19 protein-coding genes and 2 tRNA genes are annotated in these 26,453 nt (G+C 36.4%); 14 read left to right on the forward strand and 7 right to left on the reverse strand.

The features are described 5' to 3' along the window. Positions 1-14 precede the first annotated feature (14 nt). The 4 genes from QWY86_RS00625 (at position 15) to QWY86_RS00640 (ending at position 6,130) form a co-directional block, all read left to right on the forward strand. Complete coding sequence (locus QWY86_RS00625; protein WP_290237542.1) at positions 15-1,289, forward strand: DASH family cryptochrome; 1,275 nt, start codon at positions 15-17, stop codon at positions 1,287-1,289. Between the two features lie 184 nt (positions 1,290-1,473). Continuing rightward, complete coding sequence (locus QWY86_RS00630) at positions 1,474-4,272, forward strand: 2-oxoglutarate dehydrogenase E1 component (protein ID WP_290237544.1); 2,799 nt, start codon at positions 1,474-1,476, stop codon at positions 4,270-4,272. 106 nt (positions 4,273-4,378) lie between these two features. Then, a complete protein-coding gene (gene odhB, locus QWY86_RS00635; protein WP_290237546.1) occupies positions 4,379-5,605 on the forward strand; it encodes a 2-oxoglutarate dehydrogenase complex dihydrolipoyllysine-residue succinyltransferase in 1,227 nt (408 codons plus the stop codon). A gap of 165 nt (positions 5,606-5,770) precedes the next feature. Continuing rightward, the gene (locus tag QWY86_RS00640) at positions 5,771-6,130 is read left to right on the forward strand and encodes a ribosomal maturation YjgA family protein (protein ID WP_290237548.1); all 360 of its coding nucleotides are present in this window, start codon (positions 5,771-5,773) and stop codon (positions 6,128-6,130) included. A gap of 379 nt (positions 6,131-6,509) precedes the next feature. On the opposite strand, the gene QWY86_RS00645 is transcribed toward QWY86_RS00640, so the two are convergent. The 4 genes from QWY86_RS00645 to ileS form a co-directional block, all read right to left on the reverse strand. Continuing rightward, a complete protein-coding gene (locus QWY86_RS00645; RefSeq protein ID WP_290237550.1) occupies positions 6,510-7,037 on the reverse strand; it encodes a DUF4269 domain-containing protein in 528 nt (175 codons plus the stop codon). Between the two features lie 411 nt (positions 7,038-7,448). Next, a complete protein-coding gene (locus tag QWY86_RS00650; RefSeq protein WP_290237552.1) occupies positions 7,449-8,051 on the reverse strand; it encodes a lipoprotein signal peptidase in 603 nt (200 codons plus the stop codon). Then, positions 8,051-8,434, reverse strand: a complete 384-nt coding sequence (locus tag QWY86_RS00655; RefSeq protein WP_290237554.1) for a TraR/DksA family transcriptional regulator — start codon at positions 8,432-8,434, stop codon at positions 8,051-8,053. The genes QWY86_RS00650 and QWY86_RS00655 overlap by 1 nt, the downstream gene beginning before the upstream one ends. A gap of 30 nt (positions 8,435-8,464) precedes the next feature. Continuing rightward, positions 8,465-11,875 (reverse strand): isoleucine--tRNA ligase, encoded by a 3,411-nt coding sequence (gene ileS, locus QWY86_RS00660; protein WP_290237555.1) that lies wholly within the window; start codon positions 11,873-11,875, stop codon positions 8,465-8,467. 269 nt (positions 11,876-12,144) lie between these two features. Between ileS and QWY86_RS00665 the strand changes: the two genes are divergently transcribed. Then, positions 12,145-12,417, forward strand: coding sequence for an isoleucyl-tRNA synthetase (locus QWY86_RS00665; protein ID WP_290237557.1), 273 nt, complete (start codon positions 12,145-12,147; stop codon positions 12,415-12,417). A 312-nt stretch (positions 12,418-12,729) separates the two neighbouring features. On the opposite strand, the gene QWY86_RS00670 is transcribed toward QWY86_RS00665, so the two are convergent. Next, a complete protein-coding gene (locus QWY86_RS00670) occupies positions 12,730-15,081 on the reverse strand; it encodes an efflux RND transporter permease subunit (protein WP_290237559.1) in 2,352 nt (783 codons plus the stop codon). A 124-nt stretch (positions 15,082-15,205) separates the two neighbouring features. Between QWY86_RS00670 and recO the strand changes: the two genes are divergently transcribed. From recO to QWY86_RS00700, 6 genes are all read left to right on the forward strand, one after another. Next, positions 15,206-15,931, forward strand: coding sequence for a DNA repair protein RecO (gene recO, locus QWY86_RS00675; RefSeq protein WP_290237560.1), 726 nt, complete (start codon positions 15,206-15,208; stop codon positions 15,929-15,931). Between the two features lie 63 nt (positions 15,932-15,994). Beyond that, positions 15,995-16,069 (forward strand) — tRNA-Val (locus tag QWY86_RS00680). 61 nt (positions 16,070-16,130) lie between these two features. Next, a tRNA-Val gene (locus tag QWY86_RS00685) sits at positions 16,131-16,205 on the forward strand. 294 nt (positions 16,206-16,499) lie between these two features. After that, the gene (locus QWY86_RS00690; RefSeq protein ID WP_290237562.1) at positions 16,500-17,411 is read left to right on the forward strand and encodes a UbiA prenyltransferase family protein; all 912 of its coding nucleotides are present in this window, start codon (positions 16,500-16,502) and stop codon (positions 17,409-17,411) included. A gap of 28 nt (positions 17,412-17,439) precedes the next feature. Next, positions 17,440-18,072 (forward strand): class I SAM-dependent methyltransferase, encoded by a 633-nt coding sequence (locus QWY86_RS00695; protein WP_290237564.1) that lies wholly within the window; start codon positions 17,440-17,442, stop codon positions 18,070-18,072. A gap of 58 nt (positions 18,073-18,130) precedes the next feature. After that, positions 18,131-19,033, forward strand: coding sequence for an NAD(P)/FAD-dependent oxidoreductase (locus QWY86_RS00700; protein WP_290237567.1), 903 nt, complete (start codon positions 18,131-18,133; stop codon positions 19,031-19,033). A 12-nt stretch (positions 19,034-19,045) separates the two neighbouring features. On the opposite strand, the gene QWY86_RS00705 is transcribed toward QWY86_RS00700, so the two are convergent. Both QWY86_RS00705 and QWY86_RS00710 read right to left on the reverse strand, forming a co-directional pair. After that, positions 19,046-19,210 (reverse strand): hypothetical protein, encoded by a 165-nt coding sequence (locus tag QWY86_RS00705; protein ID WP_290237569.1) that lies wholly within the window; start codon positions 19,208-19,210, stop codon positions 19,046-19,048. A 169-nt stretch (positions 19,211-19,379) separates the two neighbouring features. Beyond that, the gene (locus tag QWY86_RS00710) at positions 19,380-20,846 is read right to left on the reverse strand and encodes an amino acid permease (protein ID WP_290237571.1); all 1,467 of its coding nucleotides are present in this window, start codon (positions 20,844-20,846) and stop codon (positions 19,380-19,382) included. Between the two features lie 947 nt (positions 20,847-21,793). Here QWY86_RS00710 and QWY86_RS00715 point away from each other — a divergent pair. The 3 genes from QWY86_RS00715 to QWY86_RS00725 all read left to right on the forward strand — a co-directional run bounded on the left by QWY86_RS00715 (position 21,794) and on the right by QWY86_RS00725 (position 26,432). Beyond that, positions 21,794-22,129, forward strand: a complete 336-nt coding sequence (locus tag QWY86_RS00715; protein WP_290237573.1) for a PadR family transcriptional regulator — start codon at positions 21,794-21,796, stop codon at positions 22,127-22,129. 20 nt (positions 22,130-22,149) lie between these two features. Further along, entirely contained in the window at positions 22,150-23,901 is a 1,752-nt protein-coding gene (locus QWY86_RS00720) for a PspC domain-containing protein (RefSeq protein ID WP_290237575.1), read from the forward strand. Between the two features lie 80 nt (positions 23,902-23,981). Further along, entirely contained in the window at positions 23,982-26,432 is a 2,451-nt protein-coding gene (locus tag QWY86_RS00725) for an outer membrane beta-barrel family protein (protein ID WP_290237577.1), read from the forward strand. Positions 26,433-26,453: the final 21 nt, after the last annotated feature.

Raw genomic sequence — 26,453 nt, forward strand, 5'->3', positions numbered from 1 at the left:
TTTCTACAATAAGGATGTCTAAAAAAATTTTAGTCTGGTTTAGAAATGATCTTCGACTTCACGATAACGAGATGTTGGTTGAGGCAATCGCTAAATCAGATTCAATTTTACCCGTTTATATTTTTGATTCTCGTTCTTTCGGTGAAACCAAATATGGTACACAAAAAACTGGAAGCATCAGAGCGCAGTTTATTCTGGAAAGTGTTTTGGCACTAAGAAATTCTTTAAAACAAATTGGAGGGAATTTACTTGTTGCCAATGGTAAGCCAGAAGATATTATTCCTGCTTTGGTGCAAGAATATGAAATAAATGAGGTGTATCATCACCGGGAGGTAGCCGAAGAAGAAACACAAATTTCAGGTCAGTTAGAAAACGAACTTTGGAAACTGCGCATCAATTTAAAACATTTTATCGGCCATACACTTTACAATAAAGAAGATTTACCCTTCCCGATAAAAGATATTCCTGATGCATTTAATCAATTTAAAAAGAAAATAGAGCGGGATGCAATTATTAAACCTTGTTTTGCTGCACCCGATAGAGTCAACGTAGCCGAAGTTATTGATTGGGGTAATATTCCAACTTTAGCTGATTTAGGCTTGAGTATCCATAAAAAGGATAATCGCTCTGATTTTGAATACGCTGGTGGCGAAGCCGAGGGTTTGGCAAATTTGCAAAAAGTTACGGTTGCCATGCAGCAGGCAGCAACTACCAAAAATTTAATTCTGGCCTCTAAACTTTCTGCATGGTTGGCAATGGGCTGTTTATCGCCTAGAAAAGTTTACTGGGAAATTAAAAAGATGGAAAGCTTTCCGAATACAAAAGCCATGTTTAACCATGTTTTGTTGGGCTTGCTCTGGAGAGATTATTTCCGCTTTATGTTTAAGAAGTACGGTAATAATTTTTTCAAACCTAATGGATTTGGTAGTCAGGGCATTGTTGATGAAGCAAATACCACAGAAAATCTTCAGAATTGGAAAAACGGACAAACCGGTTTTGCAATTGTTGATGCTGTGATGACGGAGCTAAATCAAACTGGTTACATTTCAAACGTTGCCCGTCAAACTGCTGCGCTTTACTTAATTAATAATTTGGAAGTTAGCTGGGTTTTAGGTGCCGCATATTTCGAAGAAAAGTTGATTGATTATAATCCGGCAAGTAATTGGGGTAATTGGGCAAACATGGCTGGTGTTGGTAACGATCAAAAATCTAAAAGTGTTTTTGATTTCGATAAGAACCTTAAAAATCTTGATCCGAAAGGAAATTATGCGCTCACTTGGGCTTCGTAAATATTGATCGAGTTTTTAAGTTTGATAGATTGAATTTATCTGCCAGTGGCTCATTCTCTAATCCAAATTTAATCCAATCAGAGAAAATAAATCTTTATTTAATAAATCTCATTTTAATCGACTTTTTTACCAATTATATAAGGTAAAATTCTAATTTTGTAGTGCTTATAGTAAACAGTTAATAATGGGTAGTTTATCTTATCTTAATGGCGCAAACGCCGAATATATAGATTCTTTATATCAGTCGTATCAGCAGGATCCTGAATCAGTTGAATTTGGTTGGCAAAAGTTTTTTGAAGGTTTTGATTTTGGAAGAGGCTCTGAAGCCACAGCAGTAACTGCAGAAACGCCAGAGCAATTTTTAAAAGAGGTTAGTGTTTTAAATTTGATTGATGGTTACAGAAGTCGCGGTCACTTGTTTACACACACAAATCCGGTCCGCGAAAGACGCAAGCATTTACCATCTTTAGACTTAGAAAATTTTGGTTTATCTGATGCCGATTTAGAAACCGTTTTTAACTCTGGTGTTGAGATTGGTATCGGTGCTTCAAAATTGAAAGACATTGTTGCTTTTTTAAAGCAAACTTATGCCAGCTCTATCGGGGCTGAGTTTAAATTTTTACGTACACCAGAAGTTTTGAATTGGATTCAAGGCAAAATGGAGAGTGCACGTAATACACCTAACTTCTCTATAGAAGAGAAGAAACGTATCCTTAGAAAATTAAACGAAGCCGTAAGTTTCGAAAACTTTTTGGGTACAAAATTCTTAGGTCAGAAGCGTTTCTCTTTAGAAGGCGCAGAGGCTTTAATTCCGGCATTAGATTCAGTAATTGAAAAAGGTGCAGATTTAGGAATCGAAGAATTTGTAATTGGTATGGCACACCGCGGTCGCTTGAACGTGTTGGCCAACATCATGCAAAAAACCTATAAAGATATTTTTACCGAATTTGAAGGTAAAAGCTATAATCCAGACACACCATTTGGTGGTGATGTTAAGTATCACCTGGGTTATTCTACCGATGTAACTACGGTTGCAGGCAAAAGTGTTCACTTAAGCCTTTGCCCAAATCCATCGCATTTAGAAACTGTTGACGGTGTGGTAGAAGGCATGAGCCGTTCAAAAATTGATTTTAAATACGGTGGTGATAACAGTCGTTTAGCACCAATTTTGATTCACGGTGATGCTTCAGTTGCTGGTCAGGGTATTGTTTATGAAGTAATACAAATGGCTGGTTTAGATGGTTACAAGACGGGTGGTACTATCCATTTGGTAATTAATAATCAAATCGGTTTCACTACAAATTATAAAGATGCCCGTACAAGTACCTATTGTACAGATATTGCGAAAGTAACTTTATCGCCGGTTTTCCATGTGAATGGTGATGATCCTGAAGCTTTGGTTTATGCAATTAATTTGGCAATGGAATATCGCCAGAAATATAAAAACGATGTTTTTATCGATATTTTATGTTACCGTCGTTTCGGCCACAATGAGTCTGATGAGCCAAAATTCACGCAGCCTTTATTATACAAAACAATTGAAAAACACCCCAACCCTAGGGAAATTTATATAGAGCAATTAACTAAAGAGGGCAAGTTGGAGGCAGGCTTGGCAAAAGAACTGGAAAAAGATTTCCGCGGAATTTTACAAGAGCGCTTAAACGAAGCTAAAGAGTTTGTTGCAGGAGATACTGAAGTTAAATTTGGTGGTGCATGGGCAGATTTGCGTATGGCTACACCAAAAGATTTTGAAAAATCGCCCGTTACAGCAGTAAAAAAAGCAACGCTTTTAGAAATCGGTAAACGAATTACCACTTTGCCATCAAACAAAAAGTTCTTCAAGAAAATTGAAAAATTATTTGCTGAGCGTACGAAAATGGTTAATGAAACCAATGTTTTCGATTGGGCAATGGGCGAGCAATTGGCTTATGGTACATTATTATCAGAAGGTAAACGTGTACGTTTAAGCGGTCAGGATGTGGAGCGTGGTACGTTCTCTCATCGCCATGCGGTATTAACTTTGGAAGATAGCGAGGAAGAATATGTACCGTTATCGAACATTTCAGACCAACAAGCACCCTTCGATATTTATAATTCGCATTTATCAGAATATGGTGTTTTAGGTTTCGAATATGGTTATGCGATGGCTAATCCGAATGCTTTAACCATTTGGGAAGCGCAGTTTGGAGATTTCTTTAATGGAGCACAAATTGTAATCGACCAATATGTTGCGAGTGCAGAAACAAAATGGCAACGTGAAAATGGTTTGGTGATGTTACTACCTCACGGTTACGAAGGTCAGGGACCAGAGCATTCATCGGCACGTATTGAGCGTTTTATGGAGCTTTGTGCAGATTACAACATGCAAGTTGTGAATTGCTCAACTCCGGCAAACTTCTTCCACGTTTTACGTCGCCAGTTTAAACGCGATTTCCGTAAACCATTGGTTGTATTTTCACCTAAAAGCTTATTACGCCATCCGGCTTGCGTATCTAAAATAGACGAATTTACCGAAGGTGGCTTTAAAGAAGTAATTGATGATGTAAATGTTAAAGTTGCAGATGTAACTCGAGTGGTTTTCTGTAGCGGTAAAATTTATTACGAATTGCTTGAAAAACAACAGGCAGATAAAGTTAAACATGTAGCAATTGTACGTGTTGAACAATTATATCCAACGCCTGTTGACCAAATGGAAGCGATTAAAACTAAATACAAAAATGCAGATGAAATTTTCTGGGTACAGGAAGAGCCAGAAAACATGGGCGCATGGCCGTATTTATTCCGCAAATTATATAAAACAGGTTTAAAAGGTATTGATGTAATTTCTAGAAAAGAAAGCAGCAGTACAGCAACTGGTTTTGCGAAACAACATGCCAACCAACAAGCTTATATTTTAGCAAAAGCTTTAGAACTTCCTGTTAAAAAAGAGGAAGTGCAAGAAGCAACTAAAAAAGCGACAAAAAAAATGGCAGAGGCCGATTAATTTGAGGTAAAGAGTTTCAAGGTTTAAGGTAGAGGGTTTGCGCCCAAAACATTCCAACTTTGCAACTTTAAAACATATAACAACAAAAAATAGAATATTAAACATTATGAGTTTAGAGATAAAAGTTCCACCAGTTGGTGAGTCGATTACCGAAGTTGTTTTATCACAGTGGTTAAAACAAGATGGCGATGTTGTTGAGATGGATGAAGTTATTGCTGAATTAGAATCAGACAAGGCTACATTTGAATTAACAGCAGAGCAGGCTGGAACTTTAATAACCATAGCTGCCGAAGGCGATACTTTAGCAATTGGCGCAGTAGTTTGTAAAATTGAAGATGGTGGCGCAGCACCTGCAAAAGCTGAAGCTCCTAAAACTGAAGAAAAAGCGGTTGTTGCTGAAGATAAGACTTCTGCACCTGTTGCAGAAAAATCTGGCGAAAGTTACGCAACGGGCACTCCATCGCCTGCTGCTGGTAAAATTCTTGCAGAAAAAGGTATTGAAGCTGGTGCTGTAAAAGGTACTGGTGTTGATGGTCGCATTACCAAAGATGATGCTGTAAAAGCAGAAGCTGGTAAAAAAGCAGAGGCTCCAAAAGCAGCTGCGGCTCCAGTTGCTGCTGCGCCTGCGGGTGCACGTTCTGAGCGTCGTGAGAAAATGTCGCCTTTGCGTAAAACCGTTGCAAAACGTTTAGTTTCTGTTAAAAATGAAACCGCGATGTTAACTACTTTCAACGAAGTTAACATGAAACCAATTATGGATTTACGCGGTAAATACAAAGATTCTTTCAAAGAGAAACATGGTGTTGGTTTAGGTTTTATGAGTTTCTTTACTAAAGCTGTAACTGAGGCTTTGAAAGATTTTCCAGCTGTAAATGCTCGTATTGATGGCGAAGAAATTGTTTACAATAACTTTGCTGATGTTTCTATCGCCGTTTCTGCTCCAAAAGGATTAGTGGTTCCGGTTATTCGCAATGCAGAAAGCATGAGCTTAGCTGAGATTGAAAAATCTGTTTTAGCTTTGGCTTTAAAAGCTCGTGATGGTAAACTAACTATCGAAGAAATGACAGGTGGAACATTCACAATCACAAATGGTGGTGTGTTTGGTTCGATGATGTCTACGCCGATTATTAACGCACCACAATCGGCTATTTTAGGTATGCACAACATTGTTGAGCGTCCAATTGCAGAGAAAGGTGAGGTTGTGATTCGTCCGATGATGTATGTTGCTTTATCTTACGACCACAGAATTATTGACGGACGCGAGTCGGTTGGTTTCTTAGTTCGTGTTAAACAATTATTAGAAGACCCAGCGAGATTGCTATTAGGCGTTTAAGTCTTTAATTATCTTAAAATATAAAGCCTTAACATTTTGTTGAGGCTTTTTTATTTATAATCAACTACGTCATTGCGAGGTACGAAGCAATCTCTCTATACAAAGATTGCAAAAGATTTCTCGGCTTCGCTCGAAATGACGGTATTTCATTTGATATATTTGGAGATGAAATTAACGTTCAACTTAAAGTTTCTTCTCATCTTCTTTGCCATTTTTATCATTGAAGTTTTGATTGCGAAGTATGTGGACGATGCCTATATCCGTCCGTTTGGTGGCGATGTTTTAGTGGTAGTTTTAATGTATGCTTTCCTTAGGATATTCCTTAAAACAAACAATAAAAGGCTTGCGTTAGGCGTATTAATTTTTTCCTTTGTTATTGAATTTTTGCAATTAGTTCATTATGTTGATTGGTTAGGTTTACAGGATAATAAGCTTTGGAGCATCGTGCTCGGAACGTATTTTTCGGTTTATGATTTGTTAGCTTATTTTGTTGGCTATCTGATTTGTTTAATGTTTAAGGATTAATTATCGTGACTAGTCCGTTTATGATGTAATCGTCATTTCGACCGTACTAGAGAAATCTTTGAAACTTGAGTATCTATAGCATAGATTACTCCATTACGTTGATGCTCTAAAAAGTTTATTATTTGTTTTTTGTCCTGGCCGGACGGGCGTCTTTCTTTTTGATGTCAAAAAGAAACAAAAAACACCGGCTGAAAATTTTTCTTTTGAAGTTAGTGGTGGGGCTTGGATAAGCTATGCCGAAAAATTTGTTAGGCCGGATTTAAGGTTAACGAAGATGTATTGCTAGAGACTTGTGTGGTTTGAATTTCAATTGTAAAAAGTATTTTGGAAAGTTTGAGCATTTTGCTTTACCGCCACGTTTTACCGTTACAGGTTTGGGCTAATTTCCACTTAATTCCAACTTCAAAAGTTCCTCATAAGGATTTCCACCTAAACCCAACAACTTTGCAAAAGCTGATTCGGTTTTAAAACCTTGTTTTTTAAGTTCAATAACCTGTTGTCTAAAACTTTCACCCTTTTCTAAAAGTAATTGATATTCAATGAGCATGTGTCGATAAGCGTTTTGTTGTTGCGTTGGAATGTTTTGTCCGAATATTTCGAACTCAAAATCATCTATAAAGAAATTGGCTTTAATGGAATTTAACGTTGGATTTTCTGAAAGGTTAAAATCTTTTTCTTTATTGAAACACCTTGCTAAAGTTTCAATGAAATCGTTTCTATCTTTTACAAAGCAAATAATATCTAAATCGCTGCTTTCGATATCGATGTTAATCGGAATGGTACCAACCAGAATAGGGCTGAAGCTTTGCAGTTTTTCTAACACCTGATTGTTAACTAAAGCATGATAAGCTTCTTGCTGCCTTTGATTTCCACTTTTTAAGTAAGATATATCTAGAAAGTTTATCATTTGCGTTTTGCAACTTTGGTTTATTGCAGTAGCCAAAGTTAATAAACCCGATAGTATGAATGCCAATGCGTGTACCTCTTTCTTCGTTTTTTACACCAAAGATTGTTGGAGTAAAAGCCTCATTGGCAGAAAGGATAGCGGGGAATGACGTTGATTTTAGTAGAATTTTGCTTTTCAAAAAAATATTACACTCGTCATTGCGAGGCACAAAGCAATCTCCTTTGGACTGATACTATTTTAATAAATTAGAATGTAAAGATTGCTTCTCCGAATCCTCGGAGCAAGCTGTACCTCGCAGTGACGACCGACGTAGGTATAAAAAAAGCCTATCTCAATTAAGAGACAGGCATTAAATTTTATTTAGAACTAGCAATTTTAATCGTAATTCGTAAATCTAAAATCGTAAGCTTCTTAGTCTTCTACAATTTCGCTGTTGATGCTTACTTCATCCTTTACATCTTCTTTAAAATAGTTTTTCTGGAAGATTAGGATAAGAATTACGCCAACCGAAATTGCGGCGTCGGCAAGGTTAAAAACCGGGCGGAAGAATACAAATTCATCGCCGCCCCATATTGGAATCCAACTTGGGAAATGCCCTTGTGCGATTGGGAAATACAGCATATCGACCACTCTACCATGAAACCAGGTTTCGTAGCCATAAATTTTACCGTAAAATACCGAATCGATGATGTTGCCCAATGCGCCTGCAAAAATTAAAGCAACGTTAATAATCAATCCGCGGTGGTATTTATGCTTAATTAAATAATGCAAACCATAACCAATGCCAACAACGGCAGCAATACGAAATAATGATAAAGCCAGCTTTCCAAACTCACCGCCAAACTCCATACCGAAGGCCATACCATTATTTTCGGTAAAATGGATGATAAACCATTTACCAATAATATTGAATTCCTGACCCAGGTACATGTTGGTTTTAATCCATGTTTTAAGTGCTTGGTCGGCAAGTAAAACCAAAAAGATAACTAATAAAGGTTTTGTATAGCCTTTCATTAATTCTGTTTTAATTTAGCTTCCATGCTTAATGTAGCGTGTGGAACAGCACGTAAACGTTCTTTTTGAATTAATTTGCCAGTTTCGCGGCAAATACCGTAGGTTTTATTTTCGATGCGAACCAAAGCATTTTCTAAGTTATCGATAAACTTTTTCTGGCGAGCAGCTAATTGATTGATTTGCTCTTTTTCCATTGTAGCAGAACCATCTTCTAATGTTTTGTAAGCGCCTGATGTATCTTCTGTACCATTTGCGTTTGGATTACTTAATGATGAAGTTAATGCATTAAGTTCTTCTTTCGCCATGCGTAATTTATCTTGAATTAATTCTTTAAATTCTTGAAGTTCACTGTCTGAGTAGCGAGTTTTGTTATTATTTTCCATGCTTTTAATTTAGTTTTCTAATATATGGATTTATATTTTAGTTACTGAAATGCTTAACTCAACATCATCTATAGTGATTTTGTTTGCATTAGTTACAGTATCTGTTAATTCTAGTTCATCGGCTAAAATTTCTGCGCAAATGTATGCCTTGTTTTTAGCAACTGCATCGCTTACCAGATTATCATTTTGTAAAGAAACCTTAATTCTATCGGTTACCTCGAAGTTTAGTTCCTTACGTAAATTCTGGATTCTGTTAACCAACTCGCGAGAAATTCCCTCTTGCTTTAGTGCCTCGGTAATGGTTACATCTAAAGCAACAGTTAAGCTGCCCAAATTTGTAACCTGCCATCCTGGAATATCCTCGGCAATGATTTCTACATCAGAAAGTTGCACATCGTATGAAATACTTTCGCCAAGTTTTGCATCGGTTACGATATTAATTTGTGCTTCTTTTTCTAAAGTTGCAATATCTTCCTGAGTGAAATTATTAATTGCATCGGCAACGGCTTTCATGCTTTTGCCAACCTTTGCGCCTAAAGCCTTAAAGTTAGGTTTCACTTTTTTCTTAACGATGCCATGCGTATCGGTAATAAACTCGATGTTTTTAACATTCGTTTCTGAAAGAATATAATCGGCAACCTTTGAAATTTTTTGCTCGAAATCGCCATTTAAAGATGGGATTAAGATTTTTTCTAATGGTTGGCGAACGTTGATTTTTGAAATTTTACGTAGCGATAAAACCATCGATGAAATATCCTGAGCATAAACCATGCGTTCATTCAAATCATTGTCGATTAAGCTTTGGTCAGCCTCCTTCCACAATGTTAAATGGACAGACTGTGCTGCAGTTTTATCGGTAACTGTTAAGTTTCTGTATAACCAATCGGCAAAGAATGGCGCAACAGGACTCATCAGCTGTGCTAAAGTTTCTAAACAAGTGTAAAGTGTTTCGTAAGCGGCACGTTTATCATCGGTCATTTCGCCTTTCCAAAAACGGCGGCGACTTAACCTTATGTACCAGTTACTTAAGTGTTCATCAACAAAATTTTGGATGGCACGGGTTGCCTTAGTAGGTTCGTAAGTATTGTAACTTTCATCAACTTCGTTAATTAAGTTTTGCAACAACGATAAAATCCAACGGTCTAGCTCCGTTCTGTCTTCAACCTTGCTTAAGTTATTTTTATCGATTTCGAACTTATCGATGTTTGCGTATAGGGCAAAGAAAGCATAAGTGTTGTAAAGCGTTCCGAAGAATTTACGGCGAACCTCTGCAATGCCTTCAATGTCAAATTTTAAGTTATCCCAAGGGTTTGCGTTCGAAATCATATACCAACGTGTGGCATCTGCTCCGTACTCGTTAATGGTTTGGAAAGGGTCAGCAGCGTTGCCTAAACGTTTAGACATTTTCTGTCCGTTTTTATCCAATACCAACCCATTAGAAACCACATTTTTATATGCTACCTTATCAAAAACCAATGTAGAAATGGCATGTAAAGTGTAAAACCAACCACGGGTTTGGTCAACGCCTTCGGCAATAAAATCTGCAGGGAAATCCTGGTTTGCATCAATGGTTTCTTTGTTTTCGAACGGATAATGCCATTGTGCATAAGGCATTGCGCCAGAATCGAACCAAACATCAATTAAATCGCTTTCGCGGTGCATCGGTTTGCCCGATGGAGAAACCAAAACAATTTTATCAACCACGTTTTTATGCAAATCGATTAAATCATAATTATCTTCGCTCATGTTTCCAATTTCAAAACCTTTAAAAGGATTTTCTTTCTGGAAGCCAGCTGCGATAGATTTTTCGATGCCGATATACAATTCTTCAACCGAGCCGATTAAAACTTCTTCTTTTTTGTCTTCTGTTCTCCAGATTGGTAAAGGAATGCCCCAATATCTCGAACGCGATAAATTCCAATCGTTAGCATTTTTAAGCCAGTTACCGAAACGACCCTCGCCAGTAGCTTTTGGTTTCCAGTTAATGGTTTCGTTAAGGTCGAACATTCTGTCCTTTACATCCGTAACTTTAATAAACCAAGAGTCTAAAGGATAATATAAAAGCGGTTCATCAGTTCTCCAGCTGTGTGGGTAACTGTGTACGTATTTTTCTACCTTAAAAGCTTTATTCTCTTCCTTTAGTAAAATGGCAAGCTCTACATCAACCGATTTTTCAGGTGCTTCACCAGCTTCGTAATATTCATTTTTAACATATTTGCCCGCAAACGGACCAACATGTTTGGTAAATTTTCCTTGTAAATCTACCAAAGGCACCAATTCGTCGTTATCATTTAATACCAGCATTGGCGGTATTTCTGGCACCGCTTCTTTGGCAACTTTAGCATCATCTGCACCAAAAGTAGGGGCAGTGTGCACAATACCAGTACCATCTTCGGTAGTCACAAAATCTCCGGCAATAACGCGGAAAGCATTTTCCGGATTATTGTGTGGTAAAGCGTAAGTTAAAAGTTGTTCGTACTTAATGCCAACCAAATCAGTTCCTTTACACTCTGCAATAATTTGATATGGTATTTTTTTGTCGCCAGCTTTAAAGTTTGTAAAATCTTCGGCTTCATTGCTTTCAAAGAAAATTTTACTGAATTGTTTGCCAACCAGGTTTTTAGCTAAAATTACGTTGGTTGGTAAAAATGTATATTGGTTAAAAGTTTTAACTAGAACATAGTCAATTTTTGGTCCAACAGTTAAAGCCGTATTCGATGGTAAAGTCCACGGTGTGGTGGTCCATGCCATCAAGTAAACATCGCCAAAGGCTTGTAAAAAAGCTGGCAAAGTGTCTGCCAACGCTTTAAACTGCGCAACAATAGTTGTATCGGTAACATCGCGGTAAGCACCTGGTTGGTTTACCTCATGCGAACTTAAACCCGTTCCGGCTTTTGGCGAATAAGGCTGAATGGTGTAACCTTTATAGATTAAACCTTTATCGTAAATCTGTTTCAAAAGCCACCAAACCGATTCCATGTATTTCGATTTGTAGGTAATATATGGGTCGTCCATATCCACCCAATAGCCCATCTTTTCAGTTAAATCGTTCCACACATCGGTGTAACGCATTACTGTTTTTTTACAAGCTTCGTTGTAATCTTCGATAGAAATGGTTCTGCCGATGTCTTCTTTGGTAATACCTAGTTCTTTTTCGGTACCCAATTCAACAGGCAAGCCATGCGTATCCCAACCAGCTTTTCTTTTAACCTGGTAACCTTTAATTGTTTTGTAGCGGCAAAAAATATCTTTTATAGCACGAGCCATTACGTGGTGAATCCCCGGCATGCCATTGGCAGATGGTGGTCCCTCGTAAAAGGTAAACGGGTTAGATTTCGGACGAGAAGAAATGCTCTTTTCAAATATGTTTTCTTCTTTCCAAAAATCCAGTATTTCTTGCCCTATTTTGGCAAGGTCTAATTGTTTAAATTCGCTATACATCAATCAAGTACCTCAAAAAATTAAAGGATGCAAAGTTAAAGTTTTTCGCTCAAATTTGGTAGTTTAGATGTAAATACTTTTAATGTGAAATTATTTAATATAGGTTTAATACTGATGGTTTTGGCCGTAATTGCCTTACCCATAGTGGCGGTAATAAATTCATCCAATCGCGATTTTGTGCTGTACGCATTTTATTTCTGCGGCCTGCTAGAACTAATTGGACTCATCTTTGTTTTAGTTCATATCATCAAACTAAAAAGAAACCTACCATGATAAAGTTATTTAAGTTGCAGAAAGCCGTTTTTATACTAATTCTTGGTGTGCTTTCGTTTATTGCATACCGAATTTTAGCCGCTAACGAAGTAAGTTGGGCCCGCTATATGCAAATTCTATCGGGTGTTTTGGTTATGGTTGGCGCATTTTGGATGTTATATCCTATTCTTTTCGCCAAAAATGATGGCGATGGTCAGGCAGAAATTCTAACCGACCCAACTGTAGAAGTTCCGGTTGATGGAGAAGAACAGAAGCCAGCTGCCGAATAGATTTTATTTTACCATTTTACAAATATTATTGCATTCAAGCTCAGTTTCTAAATTGCGGGTTTATATTTTCTTAAATTATATGGTTATGAGAAACATTTGAAAAGTAAAACCTGTATTTCATTTTAGCGTTCGTCCTGCTGTTCGCTTTACTCGCTCCATGAAAAATTTCGCTCGTGCACGCTACCATCAGGTTTAATTAACTTAAGCTTGAATAAAATACTGAAACCTGCTTCCCTCAAATTGCCAATAAAAAAGCCCACGATTAAAATCATGGGCAATATGTTCATACTACGAGCTCAAAATTCGCAGCTATTAATGGTCAAACTCACCAGCATTCTTTGCCGATTCTTCATCAGATACTACTTTTCTAACTTTCTTTTTATCCAACCACAAAACCAAGGCAGGTAACAAAGTCAGGTTAAAAATCAAGGCTACAAATAAGGTTATCGATAAGAGCAAACCTAAAACAACAGTTCCGCCAAAGGTAGATGCTGTAAAAATTCCGAAGCCAAAGAATAAGATTAATGCAATATGCGTCATGCTTACGCCTGTTTCCGTAATCGTATCTGTAATCACTTTAGGTACAGAAAAATTGGTTAAATTCAGTTCTTGCTGATAGCGGGTTAAGAAATATATGGTTTGGTCTGATGCTAAACCGAAGGCAATTGTGAAAATTAAAATGGTTGATGGTTTTAGCGAAATTCCAAAATAGCCCATAATTCCAGCTGTAATAATTAGCGGAACAATATTCGGTAATAAAGAAATAAACATGATGCCTAAACTTTTAAATTGGGCCAAACGTAAAAGCGAAATTAACACAATCGCCAAGCCAATACTTTCAAACAAATGTTTAAGCATGTAATCCGTTCCTTTCGAGAAAATTACACTAGAACCAGTTAGCTCAACATCGAATTTTTCGGGAGGTAAAATGCTATCAATTCTTGGTTTAAGCTCGGCCATAATTGCATCTAAACGTTTCGAGCCTACATCAGCCATTTGGAAACTAATTCTTGTGCTTTGATTATCCTTGCTTACAAAATTGGTTAACAAGCTTGCATTACCTTTACCGCCGCTGGCAATATAAGCCAGAATAAAGTTTTTCTCCATATTATCCGGCAGGCGGAAAAACGTAGAATCATTATTATAAAAAGCTTGCGTAGCGTATTTCAAACCCATATTAACCGAAATAGAACGCGAAAATTCCGGATAGGATGAAATCATTTTTTCCATCTTTTCCATTCTTTTCAGATTAGTTAAGTTGAAAACACCATTCTTTTTCTTGGTATCCACACTAACTTCTAAAGGTAAGATGCCTTCAAAGTTTTTTTCAAAGAATTTTAAATCGGCTAAAATAGTCGAGCTTTTTGGTAAATCATCAACCACATAACCATTCACATTGATTTTCATTACACCTATAAAGGCGATAATTGAAATCACAATCGTGGCAACGTAAATTAGGCCGCTTTTTTGTTGAACAAGCTTATCGGTTTTAACTAAAATCTGATGTAAAAATCCTTCCTCAACATGTGTTTGGGCTTTAAGTTTTGGAGCAGGCAAGTAGCTGAAGATAATCGGGATTAAGCATAAACACATCAACCAGGTAATCATTACATTTATCGACGCAACACTACCAAATTGCATCAATAACTCACTACCTGTAAAATATAAAACGCCAAAACCAATTGCTGCAGTAATGTTCGCGATTAAAGTGGTAACCGCAATTCTTTCAATAGTAACGCTTAATGCTTTTTCTTTCGAAATGCCTTTTCTTAATTCATTTTGGTACTTGTTCAACAATAAAATACTATTTGGAATGCCGATAATTACAATTAGCGGCGGAATTAATCCAGTTAAAATGGTTAGCTCGAAACCGAATAAAACCAAAGTTCCGATACTCCAGATTACGCCCATGATTACCACCAGAATAGGGAAGAAAACCGCATAGAACTTTTTAAAGAAAATTAATAAAATTAATGCAGATACCAGGATGGATAAACCTAAAAAAAGCACAAACTCATTACTAACTAATTTGCTCACTGCCGTACGGATGTATGGTAAGCCTGAAATGTGAACCTGAATTTTCGTGTCTTCTTGAAATGCCTTGGCCTTTGCTTCTATTTCCTTTAATATCGGATTACGTTCGGCAGTGTTTAAAATTTTAGTGTCGAAGGTAATGGCCATCAAAGTGGCATTCTGTTTATTGTAAACTAAACCCTCAAAAAATGGGGTATTGTATAAAGTACTTTTAATGGAATCCATTTCCGCATCCGAATTTACCAATCCGTTGGGAATTGCCTTTAAAACAAATTTTTGCTCAACCGTGTCTTTCTCCAATTGAAAAATTTTACCCGATGATAAAACGGCTTTAATGCCCTTAAGTTTCTGAATATCATTAGAAAGCTGAACCCACTTATTGTAGGTTTCTTTTTTAAAAATGGCTGGCGATTGAATACCGATAACCATTACGCTACCATCTTCTCCGAAGGTTTTTTTGAAATTATTGTACTTTATAAAAGCGCTATCAGTAACGGGTAAAATCTTGCTTCCGGTATAAGATAGCTTAACGTTTTTGGCTTGGTAAGCCATGAAAATCGTTCCAAGTACAAAAAATAAAATAATTGCAATACGGTTCTGAAGAATAAACCTGGATAGCTTAACCCACATGTGTAATCTAGTTTTAAATTATAATGATAACGGCAAAACTAATCTTATTTATAAAATCAGAATGATTTTTTGCGCAATTAAATTTGCACAAATAACATACTTTTGAAAAAATTGTTTGATTAACATGTTGCATAAGGTAAGGGGTATAGTATTGAAAACCACAAATTACAGTGAAAGTAGTGTAATTGTTCAGGTTTTTACCGATAAATTTGGGATGCAATCTTACCTGATTAATGGTGTAAAAAAGCCAAAAGCAAGGGTTAAGATGAATATGCTACAGGCTTTGCATTTGCTGGATATGGTTGTTTACCATAAAGCAAATACTAATATCCAGCGAATTTCGGAGGTTCGCCAGGTGCCTGTATTTAAAACAATACCTTACGATATTGTAAAAACAAGCATTGTGATTTTCTTAAATGAAGTATTGTATAAAAGTATTCGTCAGCAATCTGCTGATGAGGGCATATTCGATTACATATTTAGTGCTATAGCTTGGTTTGATGAAAGTGAAGAACTTAACCCAAACTTTCACCTGTCGTTTCTGCTTAAATTGACACGGTTTCTGGGTTTTTCCCCTAACGAAAAAAGAAGAACTGACCAGGTTTATTTCGATTTGCAAGAGGGAGAGTTTTTATCCAGAACGCCAATTCATACCAATTATTTGCAATTGGAAGATGCGTTAGGCTTTATAGCGCTGTTTAATACACCGCTTGAAAAAATTTCTGATATAAAAATGAGTAATACTCAACGTCGCTTTTTATTAGATAAGATATTGGTTTTCTATACCTTACATACGGCCTCATTTGGCGAAGTACAATCGCATAAAATACTGGAAACTTTGCTTAGCTGAAAAAAAATAAAAAAGATTTGCGAAACAAGATTATAGCGCTATATTTGCATTCCCAAAAGGAAAGGGAAATTAGCTCAGCTGGTTCAGAGCACCTCGTTTACACCGAGGGGGTCGGGGGTTCGAACCCCTCATTTCCCACACAAACCTTTCAAGGAGTTGAAAGGTTTTTTTATCACATAATGCAATCCTTTAAATAAATGGGAAATTAGCTCAGCTGGTTCAGAGCACCTCGTTTACACCGAGGGGGTCGGGGGTTCGAACCCCTCATTTCCCACACAAAGCCTTTCAGGAAACTGAGAGGCTTTTATTTTTACTGAAATTAACTCAGCTGATTCATAGCATCCCGACATTTCAGTCGGGAGGTTTGTTCCGATTTAATAATCGAGATCATTTCCCACACGAAAGCCTCTAAGAAAACTGGGATGCTTTTTTTATACTTCGATTTTTTGAATAACATTTCTACTATTGTCATGCTCAGCTTGTCTAAGCACTATGAATAAATAATTTTTGGCTGATGCTTTTTCATTTATATATCCGAAATTGCGTTTCAAGAAATGCCTTGCCTTAAATGCTAAATAAAATCATCAGGTTTATTTTTTTTGGAAACTATTTTGTGGGCATTTTGGCCGTTGCATTAACTTTAGAGGCCACCCAGCAGTTGCGCTTACCCTATAATTCAGTTAATTATTTTCTCTTGTTATTTCTGGCACCAATAATTTATTATACCTATGCTTACAATAATGTTTCTACTGTTCCGTCAAGTACAAATCCTCGAAATCAATGGTATTATAAACACAAAACCTTTATAAATTGGAGCCAGACTATTCTGTTTCTGCTTTGCATGGTTTTAGCCATCAATTTATTATATCAAAACTTTTATAATATTCTAAAACTCCCCCTCAACTATTGGGTTGCAATCCTGATTATTATTACAGCCGGGGTTTTATATTATGGATTATTGCCCAAATCTTTCATCAAATTTAACCTTAGAAACACAGGTTGGTTAAAAGCTTTTGTAATTGGATTTGTATGGGCTTGCTGTGCTAACGTTTTACCTTTAATTATGTTAAAAATTGAAACAGGCATTGGTTATCATGATTCTGTTCTGTGGACATGGCTTTTTATCAAAAACTGGATGTTCTGTACCGTAAATGCGATTATTTTCGATATTAAGGACTATCCAACAGATTCAAACAGGCACTTAAGAACCTTTGTTGTAAGATACGGATTACGTCGAACAATTTTCAATATTTTAATCCCGTTATTGCTAATCGGGTTGGCCTCTTTAGGCATTTTTGCCTACTACAAAGGCTTTGGCTCTCCTCAGGTTTTCTTTAATATTTTACCGTTTGTATTAACTATTTATGTGGCTTATTCCATGCATCGCCGTAAAAATATTTTATATTATTTGATGGTGATAGATGGATTAATTCTATTTAAAGCCATTTGTGGAATAATAGGTATGCAATTTGTAAAATAGTTATGGTTTAACTTTCAATTTTTAAGTTTTGGCAAATAACTACGATAAAATCGCTACACAATATGATGCATTAAGTAGGTTGATATTTGCTAAAGCCCAAGTTAACGCACAGATTAATCAGCTAAATTATATCCCTGCCAATAGCTCAATTTTAATTGCTGGCGGTGGCACAGGGTGGATTTTAGAAGAATTGTCAAAAGTTCATTCTTCAGGTTTAAAAATTGTATATGTAGAACTTTCAGCCAAAATGATTTTGCTCTCTCAGGCCAGAAATTGTAAAAACAACATCGTCGAATTTGTTAATCTACCAATCGAAGAGTTTAGCACAGACAATTCTTTTGATATTATTTTAACACCTTTTCTATTTGATAACTTTACATCAAAGCAGGCTGAATTGGTTTTCTTCCAATTGAATCATTTGTTAAAAGATAATGGCAAATGGTTTTTAGTTGATTTTACTCTCGAGCATCATACCGGCAGATGGTGGAAAGCTCTCTTGCTAAAATCGATGTATCTTTTCTTTCGATTTTTTAGAATGATTCAAACGTCACACTTAATTGAGATGAAGCCTTACTTTTTTAATCATCATTACCAAATCATAGAGGAGCGCTATTACTATAAACATTTCATCAAGGCAACTATTTTTAAAAAAAAGAAATGACAGTAATTAAATGCAACACAATTGCATTTGCTATTTTATTTCGTATTTTTGAAAAAAAATGAACATGATATACGATGTAATAATTATTGGAGGCAGTTATGCCGGTTTATCTGCCGCCTTAGCCTTGGGTAGAGCCAAACGAAATGTTTTGATAATCGATTCAAATAAACCATGCAATAAGCAAACACCGCATTCGCACAATTTTTTAACTCATGATGGAGATAAGCCCTCAGAAATTTCAGCAATAGCGAAAGCCGAAGTTTTAACATACCCAACGGTTAAATTTATTGATGGTGAAGCAATTTCTGCGAAGGAATTTAATAATAGATTTGAAGTGACTTTAGCAGATGAAAGTATTTTTACTTCAAGAAAAATTTTGCTGGCCACTGGTTTAATGGATGTTTTGCCTGAAATTCCTGGCTTTAAGGAATGTTGGGCAATTTCGGTTATACACTGCCCTTATTGCCACGGTTATGAAGTAAAAGATGAAAAAGTTGGCATCTTATTAAATGGAGATATGGCCTTTGATATGTCTAAAATGATTCATCATTGGAATAATGATGTAACACTTCTAACAAACGGTTTATCTCAATTAACTGAAGAACAGTCTTCATTACTAAAATCCAAGTCAATAAAAATAATTGAAACTAAACTATCTGCTATTCAACATCAAGATGGTTATTTAAACAATATTGTTTTCCAAAATGGGGAAAAGTTGAATCTAGCGGCGCTTTATGCGAAGCCAAAAATGGTTCAACATTCCGATATATATGCTAAACTAAATTGCGAAATAAATCAGAACGGATTGCTCGTTGTCGATGCTTTTCAAAAAACTACTAATTATGGCGTTTATGCTGCTGGAGATTGTACCACAATGTTTAGAAGCTTGGCTGCGGCAACTGCTGCAGGTTCGATGGCTGGGGCAATGATAAATAAAGACTTGATTTGGGAGGATTTTTAGCCTGCCCAATGCTTAAAAAACTATTGCACCAATGATTATTACAGCAAACATAACGGCCATCACAATTCTATCCGCATTAATCCATTGTGCTCTTGTTAAAGGAGTTGCAATTTTTTCGGCTCTTTCTTCTTTTGGTCTTACTAACCTTAAAGCAGATGTGTCTAATTTAATAATCATAGGAAATGTTTTTATAGGTTATTAATTTAGAGGCAAATCCTAAGCCAAAAAAAGTCATTGATGTTAAATTGTGGATAACTTGTGCTTTTTTGTTTATTAAATGAAATTAGATGTATTTTTGTGTTATCTCTTTGAAAATAAGGTTGTACTAAAAGTTAAACAAATGGTTTTAGTTGGTAATAGTACTCTCATTTTCTATTTCTTCCATTGAAGATATTTTGCTATTCTTTTTTCCGTACCAGAAATAGATGGCTAAACCAATTATTAACCATACGGCAAGCCTCAACCAGGTTTCCCATGGCAAGAAAACCATCATTGCGATGCAAGTTAAAATACCCAATATTGGAATTAATGGAACCAACGGAACTCTGAAAGGACGTTTGGCATCTGGGTCGGTTTTACGCAGGATTAAAATACCAACGCAAACCATTAAAAAGGCTAACAAGGTACCAATGCTTGTCATTTCACCTACAACATTAATAGGTACAAATGCAGCAAATAAACCGATGAAAGCACAAAGCATCATGTTCGATTTCCATGGCGTTTTGAATTTTGGATGAACTTCAGAGAAAATCTTGGGTAATAAGCCGTCTTTGCTAATCGAATAAAACATTCGAGATTGTGCCATTAAGTCAATCAAAATAACGGAAGTGTAACCGATTAAAATAGCTAAAATTATCGCCTGACTTAACCAGCCATATGGCGTTTTTTCAATGGCGATGGCAACTGGTGCACCGCTGTTTGCAAAATCCTTGTAATTGGCCAAGCCTGTCATCACATGGCCGAACAATCCGAATAAAACGGTGCAAACCAATAAGGAACCAATAATACCGATTGGTAAATCTCTTGCAGGGTTTTTAGTTTCCTGTGCTGATGCTGCAACGGCATCGAAACCAATGAATACAAAAAATACCAAGCCTGCACCACGTAAAACACCACTCCAACCAAACTGACCAAAAGTGCCGGTATTTTCAGGGATATAAGGATGATAATTTGCCGGGTCGATGTATTGCCAACCAAGTGCTATAAAAACCAAAACCACACCAACTTTTAAAAACACGATGATACCATTTACAATTGCCGACCCTTTTGTGCCCCTAATTAATATTGCTGTCATTAACACGACAACTAGTGCCGCAGGAATATTTACAATACCATTAACCGTAGTTCCATCGGCAAGTTTTGCAGTTTCAAAAGGTGATAAGGTTAGTTGTGGTGGTAGATAAATACCTAAACTACCTAAAAATCTGGTTAAATATTGCGACCAGCTAATAGCAACGGTTGCGCAGCCAACTGAATACTCCAACACTAAATCCCATCCAATTATCCAGGCGAAAAGCTCGCCCATAGTTGCGTATGAATAAGTATAAGCGCTACCCGCAACTGGAATCATCGATGCAAATTCTGCATAACATAACGCTGCAAAACCACAACCTAAAGCTGCTATAACAAAAGAAAGCGTTACCGCCGGACCAGAATGATTTGCTGCCGCCAAACCTGTAATGCTAAATAAGCCAGCACCTAATGTTAAACCAACGCCTATTAAAATTAAATTTATTGGCCCTAAAGTTCTTTTTAATGAACCTTCGCCTTGTTGGTTTGCTTCAGCAACTATGCTGGCAATAGATTTTTTCATGAAAACAAGTTATCGAACTGCAAAATTACCAAAATATATTAAATCTATCGTATTTGTAGCTGTTTTGGTTAAATGTTTTCCGTTTTTTTTTCTTGAGTTTCTGAAACTTTGTTAGGCCAATTTAAGTTGAACAAATATTTTGTGGTGAGGACCTGTTGGTTGGAAAGTTAAGCGCTAAACTAACCGCCCCGTCATTTCGAGCGCAGCCAAGAAATCTTTTAAATATGCTAACATTTAGCAATGATTTTAATATTTGTCCAAGCCGGAAGAGCTTTTTTCTTTTGACAACAAAAGACTAGCTTGAGCACAATGGAAAAACATAATCTAATGAAAATACATAATTGCCGGCTGAAAGTGTATTAAAGTTAGTGGTTAGGCTTTTACAGTACATACCCAATCCCGTACGTACGGGATGTTAGGCCGATTTAAGTCGAACGAAGATTTTGTGATGGGGACTTGCTAGTTGGAAAACTAAAATGCCTAAAAACCAAGCGCTCTAGTTTAAACGCCTAACTAACCACCTCGTCATTCTCGCGTATGCGGGAATCTTAATGCTTTAATTAGAGTTAATGCTTTAGGATTCCCTACCAAGTAGGGAATGACGATAAGCCTAACCTAAAAAGCGTTTCAATTTTGTATGCCAAACCAGCCGCTTTATTATCCTGGCGTGTGTACTCTAAATTCCTTGCAAAGACCCGGGTTACCTAAACCCGATTAAGCCAAATAGCTCCCGATTTTTCATCGGGACTATAGGCGAAAGCGGGGCTAAATCATCCGAAGAACTACTGAATTTGCTTTCCAAAAAAATAAAAAAACTTGAAATCTATAAAAATAAAAAATCATAAATAAAAATTATATAACTGATTATCAGTATTATACTGATAAAATGTAATTTATTTTAGTACTATGTATTGCATAGTACAATTTAAAACATATATCTTTGTATTATGATAGCAGAAAATACGCAAACACAAATGCGGAAGGGAATTCTGGAATACTGTGTTTTATCAATCATCGCAAGAGGAGAAATATATGCCTCGGATATTATTGCTGAACTAAGGTCGGCAAAGCTTTTGGTGGTTGAGGGCACTTTATATCCATTATTAACCAGGCTTAAAAACAACGGTTTATTAAGCTACAACTGGGTAGAATCTACCTCAGGGCCTCCACGCAAATATTATACATTAACTGACGATGGTAGAGGAATTTTATCTCAACTCGACCAAACCTGGCAAGAACTGGCTTACGCTGTTGGCGTTTCGCAACAAGGCGCCAAATCGTAAAAATTTAAAACCGCAAAGAAATGGAAAAGACCATCATCATAAATATAGGCAACACCATCATACACATTGAAGAAAGTGCCTACGAGCTTTTAAAAGCTTATTTAAACGAAGTAAAGCAACATTTTTCTAATCATGCTGATGATTTGGAAATTGTAACCGATATAGAAAACCGCATTGCTGAATTGCTAACCGAGCAAATGGAAGAGCAAAAAAAGCAAGTTGTTGATGCTTCAAATGTAAACTTCGTAATTGGCCAAATGGGTAGGGTACAGGATTTTGACGCTGTTGAAGAAGGCAATGAAGAACCCGTAATTAATACCAGCTTTCAGCAACAAGCTACAGATAAAAAATTGTACCGCGACATGGATAGCCGTGTGATTGCAGGCGTTTGCGCAGGTATAGCACACTATTTAAACTTTGATGTAAAATGGATTAGAATAGCCATGTTCTTAATTGCCTTTTTAGGTGGTTCGGGTATTTTGGTTTACGTTATTTTATGGATAATTATGCCGAAAGCGCAATCTCGAATTGAGAAAATGGAGATGAAAGGCGAACCTGCAAATTTACAGGGTTTTCAAAGAAACCTTGATGAAGAATTACAATCTGTTAAGGAGCGTTTAGCGGAAGCTAATAAACATGCACAACCTTTAATTTCAAGATTTGGAATGGTTATCGGCGAATTTTTTGATTGGTTAGGAAGTTTTATCTCAGGTACTGGAAAGGTAATTTTTAAAGTTATAGCAGGCTTTATTATCGTTTTCGGTGCCGGAATGATGTTGGCGCTAATTGTTTCAACAGCAGCGTTTATGGGCTTTTTAGATTCAAGTGTTTACGATTTATTCCCCTTTTCAATTGTTAGCGAGAGCTACAGAGGTGTAATCCTTTTCTGGGCATTTATTACACTTTTTATTCCTTTACTCGCCTTGGTGCTGTTTTCGATTAGGGTGGCTTTTAACAAACAAGCTATAAATAAAACATTATCTTTTGCATTGCTGATTATTTGGCTTGCTGGTGTTGCTGGTACAGGTTATTACGTTGCAAAAATTTCATCAGAGTTTAAAGAACATGCTGAACTTACGCAATCAACCGAGTTGAAAAGCTTTGCAACTTATACCATTGATATTGATAAAAGTAAGTTTTTTAGTAAGGAGGATAGTATTGCTTATCACATCGAAGGCAATTATAAAAACCAAATTGTAGTGGATGATTTTGAAGACCATCCTTTCAGAATGCCAAACTTCGTAAGAATATCAATAGAAAAAACTGAAGGGAAGGCAACGTTAACCCAAACTTACGAATCGCAGGGTAAAACCTTTCAGTTGGCATTGCAAAATGCACAAAGCATTAATTACAGTTTTTCGCAAAGCGATGATAAACTAATTTTCAATCCAAGATTCCAGTTAAATAAAGGTACAACCTGGAGAAATCAAGAAGTTTGGTTAAAGCTGAAAATTCCGGTAGGCACCAAAATCATTTTGATGCATGATGCAAACCGCTACATAAACACCTATGGTGCATGGGATTGTGAGGAAAAGGAAAATGATAACAACGATTACAGCACTTGGATAATGACTGAAGATGGTTTAAGGTGCTTGGCTCAATTAAAAGAAGAGATTCTACAGAAGCAAAAATTAAATGATGAGTTGCTCGACTTGAAGTCGTTGCAAAAAAATAAAACGACAGATACTGTTTATCAAGACTCTATTTCAAATAGAATTAAAGCAGTCAAAGAAGAGTTAGGCATAAATACCGAAGAAAATTTGGGTAATTAATCGAAAACACATTTAGAGATTTACGAAGTTACAGGCAAAAACTTCAACGCTTCGTAAATCTCCACAAAGCTTCAAAAACCATGAAAATATTTTTTACGCTAATTGCATGCTTTTTAGCATGTGGGGTTTCCTTTGCCCAAAAAATTAATAAGCTTTCTGGGAAAGTTATTGATGAAAAAGGTCAGGCTTTACCTTTTGCCGCCGTAAGAGTTTTAAATTCTCCTGATACAGTGATAGTTAAGAGCGGTTCTACCAATGTTGATGGAGAATTTTTATTAGATGGATTAAAATCTGGCAATTATCTATTATCTGTTTCGATGGTTGGTTACAAGACCACGAAAACAGCAAGTTTTGCCTTGCTTAACGATTTGAGGTTGCATACCATAACAGTTGAAAGCAATGTTAAACAGTTAAAAGAGGTTAGCATTACCGCAAAAAAGCCTTTTGTTGAGCATCAAATTGATAAAACAGTTTTAAACGTTGAAAGTAGCATTGTATCATCAGGAAGTACCGCTTTAGATGTTTTAGAAAAGGCACCAGGCGTGCAGGTTGATAGACAAAACGAGCAGATAAAATTGAACAATAAAACCGGTGTTACCATTATGGTTGATGGAAAAACCAATTTTTTATCGGGAGCTGATATCACAACATTGTTGAGTAATATGAGCAGCGACCAAATCGCAACCATCGAACTGATAACCAATCCATCATCAAAGTATGATGCGTCTGGAAATGCCGGAATTATCAATATCAAACTAAAAAGAAATAAGGCTTACGGTACTAACGGAACGGTTTCCATTAATGGCGGACAAGGAATCATGCCCGATTCTCCAACAGATTTAGTTCGTGCAGGCGTTAACTTGAACTTAAATCACCGTGAGGGAAAATGGAACATTTTTGGAAATGGTGCTGTTGCTAGAAAATCGAATTACAACAATACTGTTGTTGATAGAACAACTTTTGCTAATGGTTTGTCGAGTGCTTTTAATCAGGATTTTGAAAGGAAAAATAAAGGTGTAGGTTTTCAGGGTAAACTCGGTGCAGATTATTACGCATCAGAAAAAACTGTTTTTGGCGTAATGGTTGATGCAAATACCGTGAATACCAAACTGGATAATTTTAGCAATACTTTCATTAGAGAGGTACAATCTAACATTGCAAGTTCAAATTCTGTGTTGCAAAATGCCTACTCGAAATCTCCGGCAAATAATTTTACAGCCAATTTTAATATTAAACATGATTTTAATAAAACAGGTAAAAACATCACTTTCGATGCCGATTATTCAAATTTCAATAATAAGAGAGATGAGCAATTTGATGCTCGCTATTTAAACCAGGCCGGACAACAAACAAACGCCACCTTGTTACGAAATAATACGGATGCGAATATTGATATTTTTGCCGCAAAAACGGATTTAACCCTTCCAATTAATAAAACCACGAAGGTTGAAACTGGTTTAAAAAGCAGTTACGTAGTAACCGATAATGATTTTTTATCAGAACAATTTTTATCGGGCAACTGGCAAAATGATTTGGGTAAATCAAATAATTTTATTTACAAGGAGAACATCAATGCGGCTTATGTAAATTTTGCTAAAGAATGGAAAGTATGGCAAATTCAACTTGGTTTAAGAGCAGAACATACCCATTCTAACGGAAATTCTGTAACCAGCAATAAAGAGGTTGATAGAAATTATTTATCGTTGTTTCCAACAGTTTTCTTAAACCAGAAAATTAACGAAAACAATAATATCCGCTACTCATATAGCCGCCGTGTTGATAGACCAAATTATCAGCAGCTTAATCCATTTGCATTTTACATGGACCCATACGCGATAGACCAGGGAAATCCATACCTGAAACCACAATTTACCGATAATTTTGAAGTTTCTTATGGTTATAAACAGTTATCGTTTTCTTTAAATTATTCTGATACCAGGGATATGATAACGCAGATTAGTCAGCAGGATGAAGTAACCAGAATTGTAAATGTTATCCGCCAGAATTTAGGGCGAGCTCAAAACTATTCTGCGGGCGTGTACTTTCCCATAAAAGTTGTTAAATGGTGGAATATGCAAAACAACGCAAGTGTTTATTACAATAAATTCCAAGATGGGAACTTAGAAGGTGCGCCTTTCCTTTCATCTAAAGTTGCGTACAACTTTAACTCTACACAGCAATTTACACTGGCCAAAAACTTTAACGCCGAGATTAGTTTTTGGTACAATTCGCCAAGAGTTTCTGGAGTTGAGCAAACCACAATTTCTCAATATGCTGTAAATGCCGGTATTCAAAAAAGTATGCTAAATAAGAAGCTGAAATTAAGGTTAAATATGGATGATATTTTCCTAACCAACCGTTGGGAAGGTAAGTTAGAATATCAAAATGTTAACCTTCGGGTTTCGAACAGATACACGAGTAGAAGGGCAAACTTTAGCATCAGTTACAACTTTGGAAACCAGAATGTAAAATCGGCAAGAACAAGAAATACCGCTACCGATGACATGAAAGGCAGAGCAGGCGGTAATTAAACCCTAGAAATTTAAATTAAT

This window comes from Pedobacter aquatilis (assembly GCF_030409415.1).
GTDB lineage: Bacteria > Bacteroidota > Bacteroidia > Sphingobacteriales > Sphingobacteriaceae > Pedobacter > Pedobacter aquatilis.